The sequence below is a fragment of the Pseudomonas rhodesiae genome, from assembly GCF_007858255.1.
GTDB classification, from domain to species: Bacteria; Pseudomonadota; Gammaproteobacteria; order Pseudomonadales; family Pseudomonadaceae; genus Aquipseudomonas; species Aquipseudomonas rhodesiae.
Window position 1 is genome coordinate 321,280 of the sequence record NZ_VFEU01000004.1, and the last position, 19,245, is coordinate 340,524.

Here is a 19,245-nt window from a genome sequence, read left to right on the forward strand (position 1 = left end):
CCTGTCTCCAGGCGCTGCGGTGCGTCAGGCAGAAACGGTTGCCAGGTTGTAGGGCTGCTTCGCAGCCCAGCGCAGGGTAAGCCTGCTTACTACAACGGCCGGGTTGGCTAGAGGGCGATGGGTTTGCGACCGGCGAACGAGTGCGCCAGGGTGCCGCCGTCCACCAGTTCCAACTCGCCACCCAGCGGCACGCCGTGGGCGATGCGTGAAGTGATCAGGCCTTTGTTGGTCAGCAGTTGGGCGATGTAATGGGCAGTCGCTTCACCCTCCACCGTGGGGTTGGTGGCAAGGATGACTTCGGTAAAGGTGCCCTGCTCCTCGATACGCGCCACCAGTTGCGGGATGCCGATGGCCTCCGGCCCCAGGCCATCGAGTGGCGAGAGGTGGCCCTTGAGCACGAAGTAGCGTCCGCGATAGCCGGTCTGTTCCACCGCATACACATCCATCGGCCCTTCCACTACGCACAGCAAAGTGTCGTCGCGGCGCGGGTCCGCGCATTGCGGGCAAAGCTCTTCTTCGGTGAGAGTGCGGCACTGGCGACAGTGGCCAACGCCTTCCATGGCCTGGCTCAGGGCCTGGGCCAGGCGAGTGCCGCCGCTGCGGTCACGCTCCAGCAATTGCAGCGCCATGCGCTGGGCGGTTTTCTGGCCGACACCCGGCAAAGTACGCAGGGCGTCGATCAGTTGACGAATCAGGGGGCTGAAGCTCATGGGGCATGGGTCCGACAAAACGACGAGACGCGGTTTATACCCGCGCCCCGGATTAGCGTCAAATGATCAATCCTGCGCGACGCGCACCACCAACTTGCCGAAGTTGCGCCCTTCGAGCAGGCCGATAAAGGCTTCGGGCGCCTGCTCCAGGCCCTCGACCACATCTTCGCGGAACTTGATCTTGCCCTCGCGCACCCACGGCGCCATGGCGCTTAGGAACTCGGGCTGACGGTCGCCGTAGTCATCGAACACAATAAAGCCCTGGATGCGCACGCGCTTGGTCAGCAGCGTCCGTTGCAGGACCGGTAGACGATCTGGACCACTGGGCGCCTCATGGGCGTTGTAGCCGGCGATCAGGCCGCACAGGGGCACCCGTGCCTTGGCGTTCAGCAGCGGCAAAACTGCGTCGAAGACCTTGCCGCCGACGTTTTCGAAATAGATGTCCACACCTTTGAAGCAGGCCTGGGCCAACTCGTCGGCAAAGTCCTCGCTTTTATGGTCGATACAGGCATCAAAGCCCAACTCGTCCACCACATAGCGGCACTTCTGCGCGCCGCCCGCGATACCGACCACACGCAGGCCCTTGAGCTTAGCCACCTGCCCCACCACCGAGCCGACCGCTCCGGACGCCGCGGCCACCACCAGGGTTTCGCCGGCCTTGGGCTGGCCGATGTCCATCAAGCCCATGTAGGCGGTCATGCCGGGCATGCCCAGCACACCCAGCGCCATGGAAGGACTGGCCAGCCCCTTAGGCACCGGTATCAGGTTGCGCCCGTCGGAAATGCTGTGGCTCTGCCAGCCGGTCGCACCGACCACCAGATCACCCACTTCAAACTTCGGATGACGCGACTGCTCGATACGGCTGACAGCACCGCCGGTCATCACCTCGTCGATTTCCACCGGTGCCGCGTAGGACGGCGCATCGCTCATCCGCCCACGCATGTAGGGGTCGAGGGACAAGTACAGGGTTTTGAGCAGCACCTGGCCGTCCGCCAGCTCCGGCAAAGTCACACGCTCCAGGCGGAAGTTCTCCGGGGTCGGTGCGCCTTTAGGACGCGAAACCAGGACGATTCGCTGGTTGAGTGTCGGTTCGTGAGGCATCAGAGGGCTCCTTATCGAATTCATCGGTATAGGGTGCAGACCATGGGTGCCGTGCCGGGGTTCGATCGGATCGGCATAAACAAAAATGCCAGGCGCGATGCCTGGCATTGGAGTCTAGCTAAAGCCTGCGGATCAGAACGGCAGCTTCATCCCCGGCGGCAGTTGCATGCCGGCGGTCATACCGGACATTTTGTCCTGGCTGTTGGCTTCGATCTTGCGCACGGCGTCGTTCACGGCAGCCGCGAACAGATCTTCCAGCACCTCACGGTCGTCATCGCTGACGCCTTCAAGCAGGCTCGGGTCGATGCTCACGCGCTTGATGTCGTGACGACCGGTCATCACCACACTGACCATATCGCCACCGGCTTTACCGGTGACTTCGGCGTTGGCCAGTTCTTCCTGCATCTTGGCCATTTTTTCCTGCATCTGCTGCGCCTGCTTCATCAGGCCGGCCATGCCACCTTTCATCATGGGAATCACCTCAAAAGTACGTGGATCAAGTTAGTAGCCCGGTGTTATGACGCCTGGGGCACCGGAGCTTCGACAGGTTCAATAGTATCGTGGCGCACCACCGCACCGAACTGCTGCATCATTTGCTGGATGAGCGGATCGGCGTGGATCGCGTCCTCGGCTTCACGCTGGCGGTTCAGACGCCGGCGCGTCGCGGCCTGGGCCGGGGTTTCCTGCTCAGGCTTGATCAATTCGATGCTGATCGTCAGCGTGCGCCCATGGTACTGGTTAAGGGCATCATTGAGGCGACGCTGCTGGGTTGCGTTGAACAAGGCACTATGGGCCGGGTCCAGGTGCAGCGACCAGTGGTCGCCGTCGACAGCGATCAGCGTGCAGTTGGCGGCGATGCTGCCGGTCATGCCGGAAATCGGCAATTTCGGGAACAGCTCCAGCCACTGCAGAGCCAGGCCGGTGGCCGGCGCCGCGGCAGGTTCAGGCTCGGGCTCCGGGGCCGGTTCGGCGGCGTGTTCGCTGGCCAATTCGTCCAGGTAGCTGTAGGCCGAATCCATGTCCGGCTCGATGTAGTCTTCGTCCAGCGGCGGCTCGTCGTCGAGGTCGATGCCCGGCGTGGCCGCGTCGACTTGGGCGACCGTCGGCTCTGGCACCGGCGCGGACACCCACTCCGGCGCATCCGGTACCACGCTGTCAGGCGTCGGCGTGGGCATCGGGGTCAGTTCGGGTTGCTCGCCGATGGTTTCCAGCACGGGCTCCACGGCAGGCTGCAACTCGGGCTCGGGCTCGGCGTCCGTCGGCTCGTTCCACGGCAGGTCGACCACTGGCTCGGGCTCAGGCGCGGCAACCGCTACTGGCTCAGGCGCCACGGCTGGAGGCGCTACCGGCGCAGGCGCTGCGGCAACTGGCGCAACCACGGCGGCGCCAGCCACAGGTTTGGCGGAATCAACTGTGGCCTGGCTGATCCCCACTGGCTTTAGTGGCTGTCTCGGCGCATCCGCCGTATCGGCGGGCCGGAACGCCAGCATGCGCAACAGCACCATTTCAAAACCGCCGCGCGGATCCGGCGCCAGGGGCAAATCGCGACGGCCGATCAGGCCCATCTGGTAATAGAACTGCACGTCTTCGGCCGGCAAAGCCTGGGCCAACGCCAGCACCCGGTCGCGGTCGCCGTGGCCGTTGTCGACACCTTCAGGCAGGGCCTGGGCGATGGCGACGCGGTGCAGCACATTAAGGATTTCCGAGAGCACGCCGTTCCAGTCCGGGCCTTGCTCCGACAAATGGCGCACGGCCTCCAGCAACGCCTTGGCATCGCCGTCGATCAATGCGTGCAGCACGTCGAAGACCTGGCCGTGATCCAGGGTGCCCAGCATGGCACGCACATCGGCGGCCATGACCTTGCCTTCGCCAAAGGCGATGGCCTGGTCGGTGAGGCTCATGGCGTCACGCATCGAGCCATCGGCCGCGCGGCCGAGCAGCCACAGCGCGTCGTCTTCGAACGGCACGTTCTCGACACCCAGCACATGGGTCAAATGCTCGACCACTCGCTCGGGAGTCATGTTCTTCAGGGAAAACTGCAGGCACCGCGACAGAATGGTTGCAGGAAGTTTCTGCGGGTCGGTGGTGGCCAGGATGAATTTGACGTAGGGCGGCGGCTCTTCCAGGGTTTTCAACAAGGCGTTGAAGGAATGGCTGGACAGCATGTGCACTTCGTCGATCAGGTAGACCTTGAAGCGGCCACGGCTCGGGGCGTATTGCACGTTGTCCAGCAGCTCGCGGGTGTCTTCGACCTTGGTGCGGCTGGCCGCGTCGATCTCGATCAGGTCGACGAAACGCCCTTCGTCGATTTCCCGGCATACCGAACAGGTGCCGCAGGGCGTTGAGGTGATCCCGGTTTCACAGTTCAGGCACTTGGCGATGATCCGCGCGATCGTGGTCTTGCCCACCCCCCGGGTACCGGTAAACAGGTAGGCGTGGTGCAGCCGTTGGCTGTCCAAGGCATTGATCAGAGCCTTGAGCACATGGGTCTGGCCGACCATTTCGCGGAACGAGCGCGGGCGCCATTTACGTGCAAGAACCTGATAACTCATCGAAAACCGTCGCAACTGGGAAGCAGAGGCCGGTAATGCTAGCGGAGCAAGGGGGAAATTGCATCCGGCACGCTCGTCTAATCTGACTAAGCTCTGCTGACTGGCCCCCGAAACGGCCTGAACCTGGAGAGTGTATGCGCGTAGTCCTGGGCGCTTTATGGATGATCACCACGGCCAGCTTGGCGGCGCCTGCCCCGCTGCGTTTTTCGATTTCCGACAGTTGGGCGATGCCGATGGTGCAAGTGGAGAACGGTCAGCCGACCCAGGGCATTTTGTATGACGTGATGGCGAGCCTGGCCACACAGCTCGGCCTACCGGCCCGGTTCCAAGTGCTGGCACGCGCGCGCATCGCCACTGCCTTGCTCCATGGCGACATCGACGTGCGCTGTTATGTCACCCAGGCCTGGCTCGATGACCTCCCCGGCGACTACGCCTGGAGCGTGCCGCTGATGGTGCAGCGCAGCGTCCTGGTCAGTGCCGCCGAGCAACCGATCACGCTGGCCGACATGGCCCCGCAAGCCATCGGCACCGTGCTCAATTACCGCTACACCGGCCTGGCCGCGTTGTTCGCCAGCGGCCGGCTGACCCGTGACGATGCCCGCAGCGAAGAACAGGTCTTGCACAAACTGCTGGCCGGACGCTTTCAGTACGCCGTCATCAACGAATGGACAGTTGATCGCTTCAACCAATCCCTGCCGCTTGGCCAGCGTCTGCATAAGGTCGCCGTGGTCGATGAGTTGAACCTGAGCTGCCTGGTGCGCAACGATCCAAACCTGCCGGTGCAACAGATTCTGGACACATTGCAGCGCATGAAAATGTCAGGGGAAATCGACGAGATCATTCAGCTGTACACCGGCCAAATTCCATCGGCGCCCCGCGCTCCTGACAAGAACTGACAGTGCGACCTTTTAGACTGGGCTGACTTAACCGCCAGCCCTCAAGGAGCCTGCATGCACACCGTCGCCCATTATTTCCTGCTGTATGTCGACAGCCCGGCCACCAGCGCGAATTTCTACAGCCGCCTGCTTGATAAGCCACCCGTGGAACTCAACCCGACCTTTGCCCTGTTCATACTCGATAACGGCGTCAAGCTGGGGCTGTGGTCGCGCCACATCGTGGAACCGGCCGCCACGCTGACGGGCGGCGGCGCTGAAGTGGGGCTGTCACTGGCGGACAAAACCACTGTGGACACCTTGCACGCGCAGTGGTCGGCACGGGGCGCCACGATCATTCAGTCACCGACGGATTTGGACTTCGGCTATACCTTCGTCGCCGAGGACCTCGACGGCCACCGGTTGCGCGCATTCTGCCTGCACGACTAAGCGCCTGCGTCCCTCCAGGCTGATGGCCGCCACGCTCGCCAACACGATCAGCGCACCGAGCACCACCCAGGGCGTCACCTGCTCACCCAGCAGAGTGGCGGCCATCAGCATCGCCACGGGCGGAATCAGGTACATCGCCACCGATGCGCGGCTGACCTCCACATGTTTCAACACATAGCCCCACGCCAGATAGGCCAGAGCGCTGGGAAAAATGCCCAGCACCAGCACCGCCAGGTTCTCCGTCAACGGCGCCCGCAGCACCGCCGCGGGCAGGCCCGGCAGGTTCACGCAGAGCATCAGGGTGCCCGCCCACACCATGTAGCACGCCATGGTCAGCGGGCTGTAGCGATGGGCGTAGTGTTTCTGAAGGGCGAAATACACACTCCAGGACAGCGCTGCCAGCAGGATCAGCACGCCGCGCGGGTCGATCTCGCCGATGCCCCGATCACCGCAGATCACCACCCCTACCCCGACCAACCCCAATGACACACACACCCAACGCCACACACTCACCCGCTCCTTTAAAACCAAAAACGCGATCAGCACACTGAACAGCGGGGCCGACTGCGCCAACACACTGGAGGCCGCCGCCGTGACCCATTGCTGTCCATAGTTGAGGGCTGTGTGGTGCAGGAACACGCCGAAGAACCCCAGCACCAGCAACCAGGGCACGTCCCGCCAGCGCGGTCGGCCAATGCCCAGTACCAGCGCCACCCCGGCCATAAACAGCGACGCGATCAAAAAGCGCAACAACGCCAGCTGGCCGGGGCTGTAGCTGTGCAGGCCCAGATGCACACCAATCGGCGAATAGGCCCAGCAGAGGATCACGCTGGCGGTGACTAGCGTAAGCTTCACGCGTGACGGTGTGTTCATCGAGAGCGTCCAGAAACCGCGAAAGAAGGCCTTCAGTCTTGGCCCGGACGCGGCGCAGGACAATTAAGCGTTTCTGACTTCTGAAATCACGGGAATTGAGCAATGGAACTGGCCCAACTGAAAATGGTGCGCGCCGTGGCGCAGACGGGCAGCGTGGCCCAGGCAGCCGTGCAGCTGCATTGCGTGCCCTCCAACATCACCACGCGCATCAAGCAGCTGGAGAGCGAGCTGGGCACGCCGTTATTTATCCGCGCCGGACGCGGGCTGGCGATCAGTGCGGCGGGTGAAATTTTTCTCGACTACTGCGAGCGCATCCTGGCGCTGGTGGATGAGTCCAAACGCGCAGTGGATACCACTGCCATCCCCCGTGGCACCTTGCGCATCGGCGCGGTGGAATCCAGCGCCAGCGGCCGCTTGCCACCGCTGCTGGCGGAATATCACCGGCGTTACCCACAGGTCAGCCTGGAGCTGGTGACCGGCGCCTGGAGCCCATTGCTGGACGACCTGCAACACCATCGCCTGGACGTGGCCCTGGTGGCCGCCGGTAACTCGCGGGCCAAACTCGAACACAGCGTGGTCTACCGCGAACGCCTGGTGCTGATCGCCAGCGCGTGCAGCGCGCCCATTCACGGCGCACAGGACCTGGCGGGCCGCACGCTGCTGGTGTGGCCAAGTGGCTGCCCCTATCGCGCGGCGCTGGAGAACTGGCTCAAACCCCATAACGTCACACCGAGCATCGCCACCTATGCCAGCTGGGGCACGATCATCGGCTGTGTCAGCGCCGGAATCGGCGTGGCGTTGGCGCCGGAAGGGATTCTGGCGCGTTATGAGCAGGCCAGTCAGTTGGCGTCGTACCGGTTCGAGGAGCTTGAGGCCGTGGACAATCTGCTGTTCTGGCACACCGACACGCAGCGGCACCTGGCGCGGGATGCGTTTGCCGATTTGCTGCGCGAAATCTTTGGCTAAGCCATATCTGGATGCCTGTAGCAGGTTTTTCCGTTATCCTCCCGCGAAATTAATTCAAAATGTAAGGGACTACCGTGAATTACTTCCGCTTGTTGCTTGCGGCGGCTGCTCTGAGCCTGCCCGTCGTACCCGCCTTCGCCGCCGCCACGCCTGCACCGGTCGAAGCCAGCGCCGCCGCTGAACCGGCTGAAACCGCCGAACATTTCCTGGCTTCGCTGAAGAAAAAAACCGGCACGGTCACCCTGCCCAGCGGCATCGCCACCCTCAAACTCAACGACGAGTTCTACTACCTCGACCCGGCCGATACCGAGCGCCTGCTGACCGACGGCTGGGGCAACCCACCGGGCTTCAAGACCCTAGGCATGATCGTACCCAAAGCCGTTAGCCCGCTGTCCGAGAGTGGCTGGGGCGTGATCGTCAGCTACAAGGCCGATGGGCATATTTCCGACGAGGACGCGGCAAAAATCGACTACGCCGACCTGCTCAAGCAGATGCAGGAAGAAGACGAGGCCGAGAACCAGGAACGCAAGAAACAAGGCTACGCCGGCCTGCATCTGCTGGGCTGGGCCGAGCCGCCGCACTATGACGACACAACCCACAAGATGTACTGGGCCCGCGAGCTGAAAGCCGACGACGCCGATCAGAACACCCTCAACTACAGCATCCGCGTACTGGGCCGTGAAGGCGTGCTGGAACTCAATGCCGTTGCCGCCATGGCCGACCTGCCGACCATCAAGCAAGAGCTGCCCAAGGTGCTGGCCTTCACCAACTTCACCGATGGCAACCTGTACACCGACTTCAACCCCAGCACCGACAAAATGGCCACCTATGGCCTAGCGGCACTGGTGGCCGGTGGGATCGCCGCCAAGGCCGGGTTGTTCGCCAAGATCGGCATTTTCCTGCTGGCGGCGAAGAAGTTTTTGGTCATCGGCGTGGTGGCGTTGCTCGCCGGTATCCGCAAGTTGTTCAGCCGCAATAAGGGCTGAACCCCGCCCATAAAAAAACGCCGCCGTGTACCAGGCACACGGCGGCGTTTTTTTGTGACTCAGTTTTGCGCGGTGGGCGCAGCCAGACGGCTGTACTGGTCCTGGCTGATCCAACCAATGAACGAGCGGCCTTCGGCGTTGACGAACTCGACCTGGGCCCAGCCGTCCTTGTACGCCAGCACACCGACCACGTCTCGCTTGACGATATACGGGCGCTTGGCGACCTTGGCACCTGGGGTTTTCTGCAAGTAAGCCTTGTCAGCGGACACCGTGACCAGACCGATCCAGTTTTTGCTGGCGGTCTGGCTCAGGTCCAGGCCGGTGGCAATTTCCGGCATCAACACGTTCAGGCAGCCGGGGTGCTGGCGGCCTTGTTCCACGGTCAGGGTCACGCCATCGCCAGACGCTGCGATGCTGCCGGGATAAGCTTCCTGGCCCCAAGTGGTCAGCGCGCCCGGTTTTCCCTGCAGGTAAAACGTGCAGCCGCGGGTGACGCCCTCGCCCATCTCTTCGGCGTAGTAACCTTCGACCTGCTGCTGCGGCGTGACCGCCAGCATCAGGCCTTCATACTTGCCCGAATGCAAAGCGCTGCTGGCGGCCAATGCCGGCACTGCAAAGCACAACGACAACACACCCATCGTCAGAAAACGCGTCATCCTATTTTTTCCCTTCAAGTTTTTCGTAGGCTTTCTTCATCAGGACGTCGTAGTTGCCGTAGTCCTCACCGTTGTAATTACGCGCCATGCCGGTGAAATCCTTGGCCTTCATGGCTTTCATCAACGCTGGGCTCTTGCTGCAGAAACCCAGGAAGGCTTTGAGCTGGTTGCCAGCATTCACTTTCAAGGCCGCCGCGAATTCAAACACGGTCTTGTAACCGCACGATTCGAAGTTGAAGCCCATGATCTGGAACATGCCCCAGGACGCCGACATCAAGGCCGCTTCCTGATCCAGAGCAAATGCCGTCGCCATGGTTTCCCAGGCCTTGGTCTGGTCCTTGTTGTTGGTCTGCCACTGCGGCCCGGCCTTTTTCACGTAGGGGTAAGACAGCAGCGGGTGGGCCTGGTCGTAGATGCGCTTGGTGTACTTGCGAAACAGGTGCCCTTCGAAGGCGATCACCGGCAACTTGGCCGGCCCGAACCCCGAACGCCCGCCGGATTCCACGGTGGCGAAGGCCTTGATGATATTGACCGAAATGCCGTTGCCCAACTGGGTGGCGGCGTTCTGGAAATCAGTGTCGGAGAGGGTCATGCCACCGTCGCAGGTGGGCTGCAACATCAGTTGCCGGTTGCGGCGCTCCGCCTCGATCATCGCGCGCATGCGGTCCAAGTACACATTCACCGTAGCCTGCACTGCATCGCCGTGGTTATTGCCGAAGGCATTCAGGAAGGTTGGAATGCGCAACGTTGGAGAGGCCTTGACCGGCACCTTGACGGCCTCTTCGATCAGACTGTTGAACGTACGGCCGGTGGGGTCGATCACGCCGTCGGGATGGGCGTACTTGAGGTGGCGAAACTGATACTGGCTGATGCACTGCACCAACTGGCCGTCGCACTTGCCGTTTTCCGGCAGGGGAAAGCCCATTTTGGGAATGATCAGATTGAATAAATACTGGATGCACTGCACATCGGCGGGCAAATTGCGGGCTTTACCGGGAGCGCCCACCGAAGCACTGATCAGACGGGGCAACCCTTGCAGGCTTTTCATCAGAGACATCCTTGTTAGTTAAAGAAGTGATATCACTTCAATATCAATGCGTTACTGTTGTCATATTCTGAAACATGCAGCTGGCGGAAACTAGCAAGGCGCTCAAGGGTTGTCCAGTCGCGAGCTTGAAAGCTGTGAGACAGCTATCTAAAGGCAGGGAGCCGTCGTTTCTTTAGATCTGACGGCTGAGCGGGTTGGCCTCAGAAACACGCCAACAAACCAGTCACTCTCCACGGCTTAACTTCGCGTTTTCGCCGTCCGCTCTAGTATGCTGTACACCCAGCAATGCAATGGGATGTCCCTTTGCCTGGCCATATGATGAAACCGGAGGAACGACTGTGAGGCTCGACAAACTGCGCGTGCGCAATTACCGCTGCTTTGGAGAGTTCGATATCGACTTCGATCCTCATCTGACTGTCTTGATTGCCTCCAACGGTGGTGGCAAAACCACTATCCTGGATGCGGCTCGGGTTGCTTTATGGCCGTTTGTAAAAGGTTTTGACCTCGGTAGTCAGACCGGAAAATCCGCGACAATTCAAATCGACGACGTACGTCTTGCCCACCTTAGCAGCGGCAATATGGAACCTCAGATACCGAGCATTATTGAAGCGTCTGGCCCGTGGGATGACGGCGAACTGGAACGCCATTGGTTACAACAACGTACGCGCTTGAAAAAATCAACCAATACACTCGCAGACACCGGCGCTAAAGCCCTGACGGGGTACAGCAAATCACTGCAGGAAAAAGTTCGTCGTGATGAATCTGTTGTTCTACCTCTGATCACTTACCTGGGAACGTCTCGGCTCTGGTTTGAGGGGCGCTTCACCTCGGCCGCGGCCCAAACCACTCTTGACAAATCCGAATACTCCAGGACTTCAGGCTATCTGAACTGTCTTTCTTACTCGTCGAGTTTCAAAACCTTTACAGCATGGTATGGCTGGATCTATCGCAGCTATCGCGAAGCTCAGGTCGTTGCCCTGGAACGTAACGCGCAACTGTCTGAGCTTGGAACTCGATTCGGACAAATCATCAAATCGATCAAAGAAGCGATTGACCGATTGATTCAAGCCCCCACTGGCTGGCACAGCCTTGAGTACAGCGAGAGCCATCAACAGCAACTGATCATGCATCATCCTGAACAAGGGATACTGCCTGTAGACATGCTTAGCGATGGTTTGCGTAATGCAATTGCGATGGTCGCGGATCTTGCTTTTCGCGCTTGCAAGTTAAATCCGCATCTCGGCGTTGAGGCACCGTTGAAAACCCACGGTATTGCGTTGATCGATGAGGTGGACATGTTTCTCCATCCCCATTGGCAACAAACAGTTCTGGCCTCATTGCGTGGAGCTTTCCCAGCCATGCAATTCATTGTCACCACGCATAGCCCACAAGTATTAAGCACCGTGCGGCGCGAAAACATTCGAGTGATTGGCAAGGATATACAAGGCAATCTGGTTGCCTCGCCACCTCTGGCGATGACTTACGGTGAGCCAAGCAGCAGCGTTCTACATAGCGTAATGCAAGTTGACCCGCAGCCACCGGTCATTGAAAAACCTGAGTTGTTGCAACTCACTGAATGGGTCGACAAGGGTCGGTACGATGAAGAGCCAGCCATTGAATTGATGGCGCGACTTACAAAAGCATTGGGTGATCAGCACCCCCAGCTTCAGCGCCTGCATCGCAGCATAAAACGACAAAGAGCGCTTAAAAAATGAGAGCTGTTTGCAAGCGTGGCCACGGTCCCTATCAACTGAACAACTCAAATTCCAATCCGCCCATCTCAGCAGAGGCGGCGGACAGCCGATGGTCTGGATTTAAGTACAAACAGCAAGTTCTCGCCTACCTTCTGGAAGAACAATACGGCCTATGTTGCTACAGTGAGATTCGTCCCGACCAGATCGGTTTAGGCTTTCATATAGAACACGTCGAAAATAAGAGCCAGAACCCTCAGCGCACTTTTGACTACCACAACCTCGCCGCGTCCGCTCTAGATAGCGAAAGCGATTTGCATACATTCAAAGGCCGAGCGTCAGAAGTTTTCGGCGGACATGCACTCGGAAAATCCGATGCGGTCGATATCAAGCGCTTTGTCTCCTGCCATCATCCCGATTGCCGTCGTTTTTTCGCCTACCTATCTGACGGCCGCATAGTGCCTGCGGATAAGCTGTCCATAGAAGACGAAGACAGAGCGTTGTACACCATTGGGTTACTTAACTTGAACAGCCACTTCCTTCAGAACCTGCGTCAGCAATGGTGGGACGAGTTACAGGTGCTTTTCGAAGATCACATTGACCAAGATATGAGCCTTTACTGCCTGGCAAGTATCGACCTCGTTCCTCGCGGCAAGCAGCTAAGCCCTTTTTTCAGTCTTACACGAACTTTTTTCGGAGACATTGCAGAAGAGGTACTGACACAGAACCCCGTCGATGCGTAAATCAACTCAGTTAAAAGCCATGAGTCTCACGGGTCTTCTGATACTTGTGGTAATCGATCCACTCGACCACATCGTAAGGCAGATAGAGCTGGCGCCTGGCCCGTGAAATCGCGATGTACACCTCGCACAATCGTTGATCGAAGGCATACGCATCCTTGAACTTCACGTTGCTCAGCAATTCCGGGGTGAGCAACACGCAGTCGAACTCCATGCCGCCGGCCTCTTGCGCCAGCATCAGCCGGCAGCGTTTGTCGGGCTCGCCGGCCAGTCGGTTCAGGCGGGTGACATCGGCCACGTTGAAGCCTTTTTCCAGCTCATGCTCGACCCACAGGAACGCTTCGTCGAACTGCCCGGCCTCGCGCACCTGCTGCCAGTCGGCCAGGTCGCTGAAATAGGCGTGGGGGCCTTTGTCGGTGTGCTCGGTGCTGTAGAACTGCGGTTTGAACAACGCAATGGCGCTGATCATAAAGCGCTCCAGATCGCGCTGCGCCGCGCTGTCGAACAAGGCGAACGGGCAATGGGCCTGCTGTAACTGGATCGCCCACTTCATCGTGTCCCAAGGGGACGCGGTCAACACTACGCAGCCTTCCGGCGGCACGAAGCCCTGGGGGTAATGTTCGATGCTGACATCGGCGTCCCGCGCGCCTTCGAACGGAACCTTGCTCTTCTGCGAATGCACGCTGATCAAGGGGTTGACCAGGCGCTCGACATTGCGGCCGGAACGCACCGAATAGCTGATATCGGTGTGCCGGACTTCACGCTTGCGCCGCACCATCACGCCGGTGGCCAACTGGTATTCGTCGCCCAGGGTGATCAGCACCTGACGGCCGCGCTCGATGATCTGCAGCAACGAGGCCGGGATGTCCTGGCTTTCATCGATCAGCACATGGGTAAACCGCGGCGGCACTTCGCAGCCTTCCAGGCTGGCGCGCTTGATCAACCACAATGTGGCGAACTCGGTCTGGACGACCCACTGCGGATGGCGCTCCAGGTACGTCCACACGCGGCTTGAGTATTCCAGCAAGACCTGTGCATCCAGACTGGACAAGGCTTGCTTGAAGTGAGGAAAGTGCCGGGCCGAGAGGCTGTGATGGCTGGAGTCGCAGTAGTTCTCAAGCACCTTGAGGCACACATTCAACGTCGCCTGACCATCGTGGCCGCGCCAACCCAGGATATCCAGGGCTTGGGCCACCGCCTGCTTGCTAGGCAACCTGGCCGGTGTTTTGTCTGCGGTTGGCCGCCCGTTCTGCAACAGCGCTTTGGCAAACGCGGCGAAGGTCGAACCGGCCTTGCTGTCCCGCGTCAGCCCCATGCGCTCGCGCAACGTAGCTAATTTGGCTCCGGTGCGCGCCAGGATCAGGGTTTTTTCCGGGCGCAGACACTCCAGCAACGCGCCCAGCAAGTGGCTCTTGCCGATACCGGCATAGCCTTGCACGTGCAGGTCTTCATTGAGATTGGCGCGAAAGGTGCGCACCAGCTTGTCCTGCGCCGGGCTGAGCCAACGCTCGCGGTGCCGGGGAGTGATCATCTGCTGGCTGAAGGGATTGTTGCTGCGCCGCTGGCGGACTTTGTAGGTCACATCCCACTGGCCGTCGGGCAGCAGATAATCACGCGCCGCGACCTCTTCGGCCAGTAACAGGCGCAGGTTGAGGTTTTTGAGCGCATTGATGCCGAAGTACAACTTGCGCGGATCGAACAACCGCCGCGCTTCGGGCAGCAACGCCGCCGTGCCGGACGTCGGCGTGTTCATCGCCCAACCGATCAACTTGACCAGCACACGCTCGGCGGCGGCACCGTTGAGGTCCGCTGGCGCGGCCTGCGCCAGGTTCTGAATGACCAGTACCGCAGCCAGCTCCGGGTCTGTCAGGGTATCCAGGTGCGCGACACCGTCGGCACCGAGCAAGGCGCTGCAGGTGTCGTCGGTAACCGGTAGGAAAACGGGGCTGGATAAATCGAAGTGTTCCGGTTGCATACATCCTCGCGGCCAGGGGCCGAATGAGGTCAGTCAAATGGATTCAGCGGTTAAGCCTGTCAGGCATCCTGACCGACGCCCACCTCGAATTGATAGCCACCCAGAGAGCCCGCCATGCCACCGGGGTAACGCCGTGGCCCGGTGGAGGCCGGTGCGCTGGCCAGTTCAATCTGCCGTTGCAGTTCATGAACGGCCATATCGAGCAAACGCCGCAGGTCTTCGGCGCTGTGGGCGGACACGTCCAAGTGCAACTGGTAGGTAGCGGCGATCGGTGGAGGCTGATCGAGCTTCGGCCCAGGGCTCGGCTCGGCAGTACGGACAAACTGCGCACCGCTCATAATCTCGGCGTGCTCCTCGTCCATCAGGTCCAACACCTTCGACAACGCCAGGGTCTGTTCCGGGTGTGCCTGGATACGGTCCTTGATCTCCAAGCGCCGCATCTGCCATTCCCGCAGTTTTTCTCGTGTGAGGTCGTCAACTTTTTCCACTTGCGCTGCCTCCGGTTGCCAGGCAGTGAAGTATGCCACCGATAAACTGCCGAGCTGGCGTGAGTTTTTGACCGTCGCGACAATGCCACCATGGACTGCTCAAGGGCAGATGGTTCGCAAACAGTTTTTTTGGATATTGGGATGAACAACTAAAGAAGAGCGTTATGGAGGCAACCCCACCAGCCACACCCCGGCACACAATGTTCCCGCTGTGGCTGCTCCCTTCCGGGCCTGACCAGGTTAACGGGTAATCGTTGCGGGGGGACCGATGGGGTCACCATAACGACGCTGGCCTCTCGGCAAGCCGCGCCATTGTACCGATCTCATCGGAAGTTACAACCGTTGGTGACGGATTAAAAATATGAAGAGGTTCAAGCACTTGCCATGGCCGTCAGCACGCCCTTCCCACATGGTTAATCATTGTGCTTGCAGCACCTCGTCCGCGCGGCCGCCCTCTTCCTGGATCACCAGATGGATAAAGTGCAGTTTGGCGATCACTGCCGGTGGCAGTACGAAGGGGTAGAAATCCGGTTGGCCCATGCTGCGCGACAGTTCGTTGAGCATGCCGGCCAGTTCGATCCACGCATTGACGAACGCCAGAAACGCCGGACCGCCGGGGTGCGCGGGATCGTAGAGGGTGGCAAGGGGGAATGGTTGGTAATCCAGGTCCATCTCCCGCGCGCTCATGCCGAAGCCTAGGGCGGTATCCACGGCGTCCATCATGTGCAGGTAATGTGCCCAGGTTTCCGCCCAGTCTTCCCAGGGGTGCATGGTGGCGTAGGCGCTGACGCAGGTTTCCTGCCAGTCCGGCCGCGGGCCGTGATGATAATGCCGGTCGAGGGCCTCGGCGTAGCTGGCGCGTTCGTCACCGAACAGTTGGCGAAACGGTTCGATCCAGTGGCTGCCGGCGATCAGGCGATCCCAATAGTAATGGCCGACTTCATGGCGAAAATGACCGAGCAAGGTGCGGTAAGGCTCGTGCATCTGCACGCGGACTTTCTCGCGGTGGGCGTCGTCGGCTTCCTTGATGTCGAGGGTGATCAGGCCGTTGGCATGCCCGGTGGTGGGCGCGTTGCCCTCCAGGTCGACACCGATAAAGTCGAAGGCCAGGCCGGTCTCTTCGTCGACGCTCTTGGGCACCACCTGCAGGCCCAGGCTGATCAATTGCGCCACCAGGCGGCGCTTGGCGGTTTCCACTTTGCGCCAGCGTTCGTGGTTGTCCACGATGGACAGGTCGGGAATGGTGCGATTGAGGCTGCAGGCCACGCACAACGGCGCAGTGCTGTGGGCCGGGATCAGCCAGTTGCAGGCCGCCGGGGTGTCGAGGTTGGCGCAACGGCGGAAGGCCCCGGCGTCGAGATTGCCGTCCTGCAGCCACGTTCCGGCAACGGGCCCGGGCTGTAGGGACGCCAAGCGGCTCTGCTGCGGCTGGTACCCCAACAGCGCCGAGCAAGCCAGGCACTGGCTATTGCGAAAGAACAGCGGCTGGCCGCAGCGGCATTGCCAGACTTTGCTGTTACGCGAAGTATCGGCCATGAACGGTGCGGCGATGCGCGAACTGAGTTGCTCGAAATAGCGGAACATGGCGATCTCTCCCTAGGTGACCCAGACTAGATCATTCAGGGCTTGGGATCGTTCCACTTCACTGCTGTAAGGGTTGCAGCGCCGCCCGGCGCGCGGCAAGCCCGCGCCCGGCACACGCCATCAGACAGTCACGTTGTGCTGGGCCAGAAAGGCAACAAACGCCTCTTCATCCAGCACCTTCAGGCCCAGTTCGGTGGCCTTGGCCAGCTTTGAACCAGCCCCAGGGCCAGCGACCACACAGTGGGTCTTGGCCGAGACGGAACCGGCGACCTTGGCGCCCAGGCTTTCCAGTTTGTCCTTGGCCACATCGCGGCTCATCAGCTCCAACGAGCCTGTCAGCACCCAGGTGTGACCGGCTTCCGGCAAGCCTTCTACGACTTTCTTCGCGCTGTGCCAGTGCATGCCGAAATCCTTGAGCTGCTGCTCGATGGCCTGTGCACGGCGGGCGTTCTGCGGATTATCGAAGAAGTCGCGCACGGCCTTGGCCTGCTTTTCAGGCAGTGCCTGGCGCATGTCCAGCCAGTCGGCCTGGATTACGCCGTCAAGGCTGCCGAACTTGTCCGCCAATTTCTGCGCAGCGCCGGGGCCGACGCTGGGGATATTGAGCTTGTCAAGCAGCCCGCCCAGGGTCGCACTGGCGGCAAACTCCGCGCTCAGGTCGCCCTGATCCTGCAATTGCAGGCCGCATTCGTTCGGCGAAAGCAACGCACCGATCACCTGCTGGTTATGGCTGTCCTCAAAGAAACTGTGGATCTCGTGCGCCACTTCCAGACCCACGTCCGGCAAGTACGTCAGTACCTCCGGCAGCGCCTGCTGCACGCGCGCAAGGGACGCCAGCGAGCGCGCCAACACCTTGGCGGTCTCCTCGCCCACATCGGGAATGCCCAGGGCGTAGATAAAGCGTGCGAGGGTCGGCGATTTGCTGTTTTCGATGGCGGTGATCAGCTTTTTGCTGGAGATATCGGCAAAGCCTTCCAGGTCGATGATCTGCTCGTACTTGAGCTTGTACAGGTCGGCCGGTGACGCGATGAGGTGTTCATCCACCAATTGCTCAATGGTTTTGTCGCCCAGGCCGTCGATGTCCATGGCGCGACGGGACACAAAGTGGATGATCGCTTGCTTGAGCTGCGCGCCACAGGCCAGGCGCCCGACGCAACGGTACACCGCGCCTTCGCTGACGGTTTCCTTGCCCTTGCTGCGCTTGACCAGTTGCGTGCGTTCCACATGGGAACCGCACACCGGGCAGCTTTCAGGAATCTGCACCGCACGCGCATGTTCCGGGCGGCGATCGGTGACCACTGAGACCACCTGCGGGATCACATCACCGGCACGGCGGATGATCACGGTGTCGCCGATCATCAGGCCCAGGCGCGCCACTTCGTCCATGTTGTGCAAGGTGGCGTTGGACACGGTCACCCCCGCGACCTTGACTGGTTTCAGGCGGGCCACCGGAGTCACGGCGCCGGTACGGCCGACTTGGAATTCCACGTCGAGCAGTTCGGTGAGTTCTTCCATGGCCGGAAACTTGTGGGCGATGGCCCAGCGCGGCTCACGGGCGCGAAAGCCCAGCTCGCGCTGGGAGGCAAGGCTGTTGACCTTGAACACCACACCATCGATTTCATACGGCAGGCTGTTACGTCGCTCGCCGATGTCGCGGTAGTAATCGAGGCACTCCTGAATCCCCTTGGCCAGCTTCAGATCGTGACTGATCGGCAGCCCCCACTTCTGTAACTGCTTGAGGTTGCCGATATGGGTGTCGCTGATGTCCGCCGTGACCTGACCAATCCCATAGCAGCAGAACTCCAGCGGGCGGCTGGCGGTGATTTTCGAATCCAACTGGCGCAGGCTACCGGCAGCGGCATTGCGCGGGTTGGCAAAGGTCTTGCCGCCCACCTCCAGTTGCGAAGCGTTAAGCCGCTCGAAACCGGCCTTGGACATAAACACCTCGCCGCGCACTTCCAGGGTCGCCGGCCAGCCGCTGCCATGCAGCTTCAAGGGGATATTGCGCACGGTGCGCACGTTGACGCTGATGTCTTCGCCGGTGGTGCCGTCGCCCCGGGTGGCGCCGCGCACCAGCTCGCCGTCTTGATACAACAGGCTGACCGCCAGGCCATCGAGTTTCGGCTCGCAGCTGTACTCCACCGCCGCGCCACCGCCAAACAGATCCCCCACCGGCAGATCGAGACCTTCAGTAACACGACGATCGAACTCAAGCATGCTGGCTTCATCGAAGGCGTTGCCCAGGCTGAGCATCGGAATCTCATGCTTGACCTGGGTGAACGCCGACAGCGCCGCGCCGCCGACCCGCTGCGTCGGTGAATCCCGCGTGACCAGATCAGGGTGCTCGTCTTCAAGTGCCTTGAGTTCGTGGAACAGCCGGTCGTATTCGGCGTCCGGGATGCTCGGCTCGTCGAGGACGTAATACCGGTAGTTGTGCTGATCCAGTTCAGCGCGCAGTTCGAGGATGCGGGTATGGGCGGCGGTCATGGGTGTTCTCTCATAAAGCAAAAGAGCAGCCGAAGCTGCTCAAATGGTGGTGCGCTTATTCTATCG

17 protein-coding genes and 1 other RNA gene are annotated in these 19,245 nt (G+C 60.7%); 6 read left to right on the forward strand and 12 right to left on the reverse strand.

Going from position 1 to position 19,245, the window contains the following annotated elements:
- Nucleotides 1-107 precede the first annotated feature (107 nt).
- From recR to dnaX, 4 genes are all read right to left on the reverse strand, one after another.
- Complete coding sequence (gene recR / locus FIV35_RS08420) at nucleotides 108-710, reverse strand: recombination mediator RecR (protein ID WP_014719453.1); 603 nt, start codon at nucleotides 708-710, stop codon at nucleotides 108-110.
- 66 nt (nucleotides 711-776) lie between these two features.
- Nucleotides 777-1,811, reverse strand: coding sequence for an NADP-dependent oxidoreductase (locus tag FIV35_RS08425; RefSeq protein ID WP_034138926.1), 1,035 nt, complete (start codon nucleotides 1,809-1,811; stop codon nucleotides 777-779).
- A gap of 132 nt (nucleotides 1,812-1,943) precedes the next feature.
- Nucleotides 1,944-2,282, reverse strand: a complete 339-nt coding sequence (locus FIV35_RS08430; RefSeq protein ID WP_034138927.1) for a YbaB/EbfC family nucleoid-associated protein — start codon at nucleotides 2,280-2,282, stop codon at nucleotides 1,944-1,946.
- Nucleotides 2,283-2,326: 44 nt separating this feature from the next.
- Nucleotides 2,327-4,363, reverse strand: a complete 2,037-nt coding sequence (gene dnaX, locus FIV35_RS08435; RefSeq protein WP_034138928.1) for a DNA polymerase III subunit gamma/tau — start codon at nucleotides 4,361-4,363, stop codon at nucleotides 2,327-2,329.
- A gap of 134 nt (nucleotides 4,364-4,497) precedes the next feature.
- Here dnaX and FIV35_RS08440 point away from each other — a divergent pair, with 134 nt between their 5' ends.
- Together FIV35_RS08440 and FIV35_RS08445 are read left to right on the forward strand one after the other, a co-directional pair.
- Nucleotides 4,498-5,259 (forward strand): substrate-binding periplasmic protein, encoded by a 762-nt coding sequence (locus tag FIV35_RS08440; protein ID WP_034138929.1) that lies wholly within the window; start codon nucleotides 4,498-4,500, stop codon nucleotides 5,257-5,259.
- 54 nt (nucleotides 5,260-5,313) lie between these two features.
- On the forward strand, nucleotides 5,314-5,685 hold the full coding sequence (locus FIV35_RS08445) for a VOC family protein (protein WP_052198990.1): 372 nt from the start codon (nucleotides 5,314-5,316) through the stop codon (nucleotides 5,683-5,685).
- On the opposite strand, the gene FIV35_RS08450 is transcribed toward FIV35_RS08445, so the two are convergent.
- Nucleotides 5,599-6,558 carry a DMT family transporter gene (locus tag FIV35_RS08450; RefSeq protein WP_034138931.1) on the reverse strand — a complete coding sequence of 320 codons (960 nt, stop codon included), beginning with the start codon at nucleotides 6,556-6,558 and terminating at the stop codon, nucleotides 5,599-5,601. The genes FIV35_RS08445 and FIV35_RS08450 overlap by 87 nt on opposite strands.
- 102 nt (nucleotides 6,559-6,660) lie before the next feature.
- On the opposite strand from FIV35_RS08450, the gene FIV35_RS08455 reads away from it, so the two are divergent.
- Nucleotides 6,661-7,524, forward strand: coding sequence for a LysR family transcriptional regulator (locus FIV35_RS08455; RefSeq protein ID WP_034138932.1), 864 nt, complete (start codon nucleotides 6,661-6,663; stop codon nucleotides 7,522-7,524).
- Nucleotides 7,525-7,598: 74 nt separating this feature from the next.
- Entirely contained in the window at nucleotides 7,599-8,510 is a 912-nt protein-coding gene (locus FIV35_RS08460; protein ID WP_034138933.1) for a DUF2167 domain-containing protein, read from the forward strand.
- A 59-nt stretch (nucleotides 8,511-8,569) separates the two neighbouring features.
- Here FIV35_RS08460 and FIV35_RS08465 read toward each other — a convergent pair whose 3' ends face one another.
- Both FIV35_RS08465 and FIV35_RS08470 read right to left on the reverse strand, forming a co-directional pair.
- Nucleotides 8,570-9,166: a hypothetical protein gene (locus FIV35_RS08465; RefSeq protein ID WP_034138934.1), complete on the reverse strand. Its 597-nt coding sequence runs from the start codon at nucleotides 9,164-9,166 to the stop codon at nucleotides 8,570-8,572.
- Nucleotide 9,167: 1 nt separating this feature from the next.
- Nucleotides 9,168-10,214 carry an N-acetylmuramidase family protein gene (locus tag FIV35_RS08470; protein ID WP_034114803.1) on the reverse strand — a complete coding sequence of 349 codons (1,047 nt, stop codon included), beginning with the start codon at nucleotides 10,212-10,214 and terminating at the stop codon, nucleotides 9,168-9,170.
- A 338-nt stretch (nucleotides 10,215-10,552) separates the two neighbouring features.
- On the opposite strand from FIV35_RS08470, the gene FIV35_RS08475 reads away from it, so the two are divergent.
- A complete protein-coding gene (locus FIV35_RS08475) occupies nucleotides 10,553-11,929 on the forward strand; it encodes an AAA family ATPase (RefSeq protein WP_256203842.1) in 1,377 nt (458 codons plus the stop codon).
- Entirely contained in the window at nucleotides 11,926-12,648 is a 723-nt protein-coding gene (locus FIV35_RS08480) for a retron system putative HNH endonuclease (RefSeq protein WP_080761469.1), read from the forward strand. The genes FIV35_RS08475 and FIV35_RS08480 overlap by 4 nt, the downstream gene beginning before the upstream one ends.
- Nucleotides 12,649-12,658: 10 nt before the next feature.
- Here FIV35_RS08480 and FIV35_RS08485 read toward each other — a convergent pair whose 3' ends face one another.
- The 5 genes from FIV35_RS08485 to ligA form a co-directional block, all read right to left on the reverse strand.
- Nucleotides 12,659-14,620 (reverse strand): P-loop NTPase family protein, encoded by a 1,962-nt coding sequence (locus tag FIV35_RS08485; protein WP_034138935.1) that lies wholly within the window; start codon nucleotides 14,618-14,620, stop codon nucleotides 12,659-12,661.
- Between the two features lie 59 nt (nucleotides 14,621-14,679).
- Nucleotides 14,680-15,108 (reverse strand): hypothetical protein, encoded by a 429-nt coding sequence (locus FIV35_RS08490; RefSeq protein WP_034138936.1) that lies wholly within the window; start codon nucleotides 15,106-15,108, stop codon nucleotides 14,680-14,682.
- Nucleotides 15,109-15,282: 174 nt separating this feature from the next.
- Nucleotides 15,283-15,379: signal recognition particle sRNA small type (ffs, locus tag FIV35_RS08495), an RNA gene on the reverse strand.
- Between the two features lie 146 nt (nucleotides 15,380-15,525).
- Nucleotides 15,526-16,692 (reverse strand): zinc-binding metallopeptidase family protein, encoded by a 1,167-nt coding sequence (locus tag FIV35_RS08500; RefSeq protein WP_034138937.1) that lies wholly within the window; start codon nucleotides 16,690-16,692, stop codon nucleotides 15,526-15,528.
- Between the two features lie 120 nt (nucleotides 16,693-16,812).
- Entirely contained in the window at nucleotides 16,813-19,179 is a 2,367-nt protein-coding gene (gene ligA / locus FIV35_RS08505; protein WP_034138938.1) for an NAD-dependent DNA ligase LigA, read from the reverse strand.
- Between the last annotated feature and the right edge of the window lie 66 nt (nucleotides 19,180-19,245).

Bases quoted from the DNA above. Each gene is read 5' to 3' on its own strand.
- recR (WP_014719453.1), bottom strand. From the start codon at position 710: ATGAGCTTCAGCCCCCTGATTCGTCAACTGATCGACGCCCTGCGTACT.
- FIV35_RS08425 (WP_034138926.1), bottom strand. From the start codon at position 1,811: ATGCCTCACGAACCGACACTCAACCAGCGAATCGTCCTGGTTTCGCGT.
- FIV35_RS08430 (WP_034138927.1), bottom strand. From the start codon at position 2,282: ATGATGAAAGGTGGCATGGCCGGCCTGATGAAGCAGGCGCAGCAGATG.
- dnaX (WP_034138928.1), bottom strand. From the start codon at position 4,363: ATGAGTTATCAGGTTCTTGCACGTAAATGGCGCCCGCGCTCGTTCCGC.
- FIV35_RS08440 (WP_034138929.1), top strand. From the start codon at position 4,498: ATGCGCGTAGTCCTGGGCGCTTTATGGATGATCACCACGGCCAGCTTG.
- FIV35_RS08445 (WP_052198990.1), top strand. From the start codon at position 5,314: ATGCACACCGTCGCCCATTATTTCCTGCTGTATGTCGACAGCCCGGCC.
- FIV35_RS08450 (WP_034138931.1), bottom strand. From the start codon at position 6,558: ATGAACACACCGTCACGCGTGAAGCTTACGCTAGTCACCGCCAGCGTG.
- FIV35_RS08455 (WP_034138932.1), top strand. From the start codon at position 6,661: ATGGAACTGGCCCAACTGAAAATGGTGCGCGCCGTGGCGCAGACGGGC.
- FIV35_RS08465 (WP_034138934.1), bottom strand. From the start codon at position 9,166: ATGACGCGTTTTCTGACGATGGGTGTGTTGTCGTTGTGCTTTGCAGTG.
- FIV35_RS08470 (WP_034114803.1), bottom strand. From the start codon at position 10,214: ATGAAAAGCCTGCAAGGGTTGCCCCGTCTGATCAGTGCTTCGGTGGGC.
- FIV35_RS08480 (WP_080761469.1), top strand. From the start codon at position 11,926: ATGAGAGCTGTTTGCAAGCGTGGCCACGGTCCCTATCAACTGAACAAC.
- FIV35_RS08485 (WP_034138935.1), bottom strand. From the start codon at position 14,620: ATGCAACCGGAACACTTCGATTTATCCAGCCCCGTTTTCCTACCGGTT.
- FIV35_RS08500 (WP_034138937.1), bottom strand. From the start codon at position 16,692: ATGTTCCGCTATTTCGAGCAACTCAGTTCGCGCATCGCCGCACCGTTC.
- ligA (WP_034138938.1), bottom strand. From the start codon at position 19,179: ATGACCGCCGCCCATACCCGCATCCTCGAACTGCGCGCTGAACTGGAT.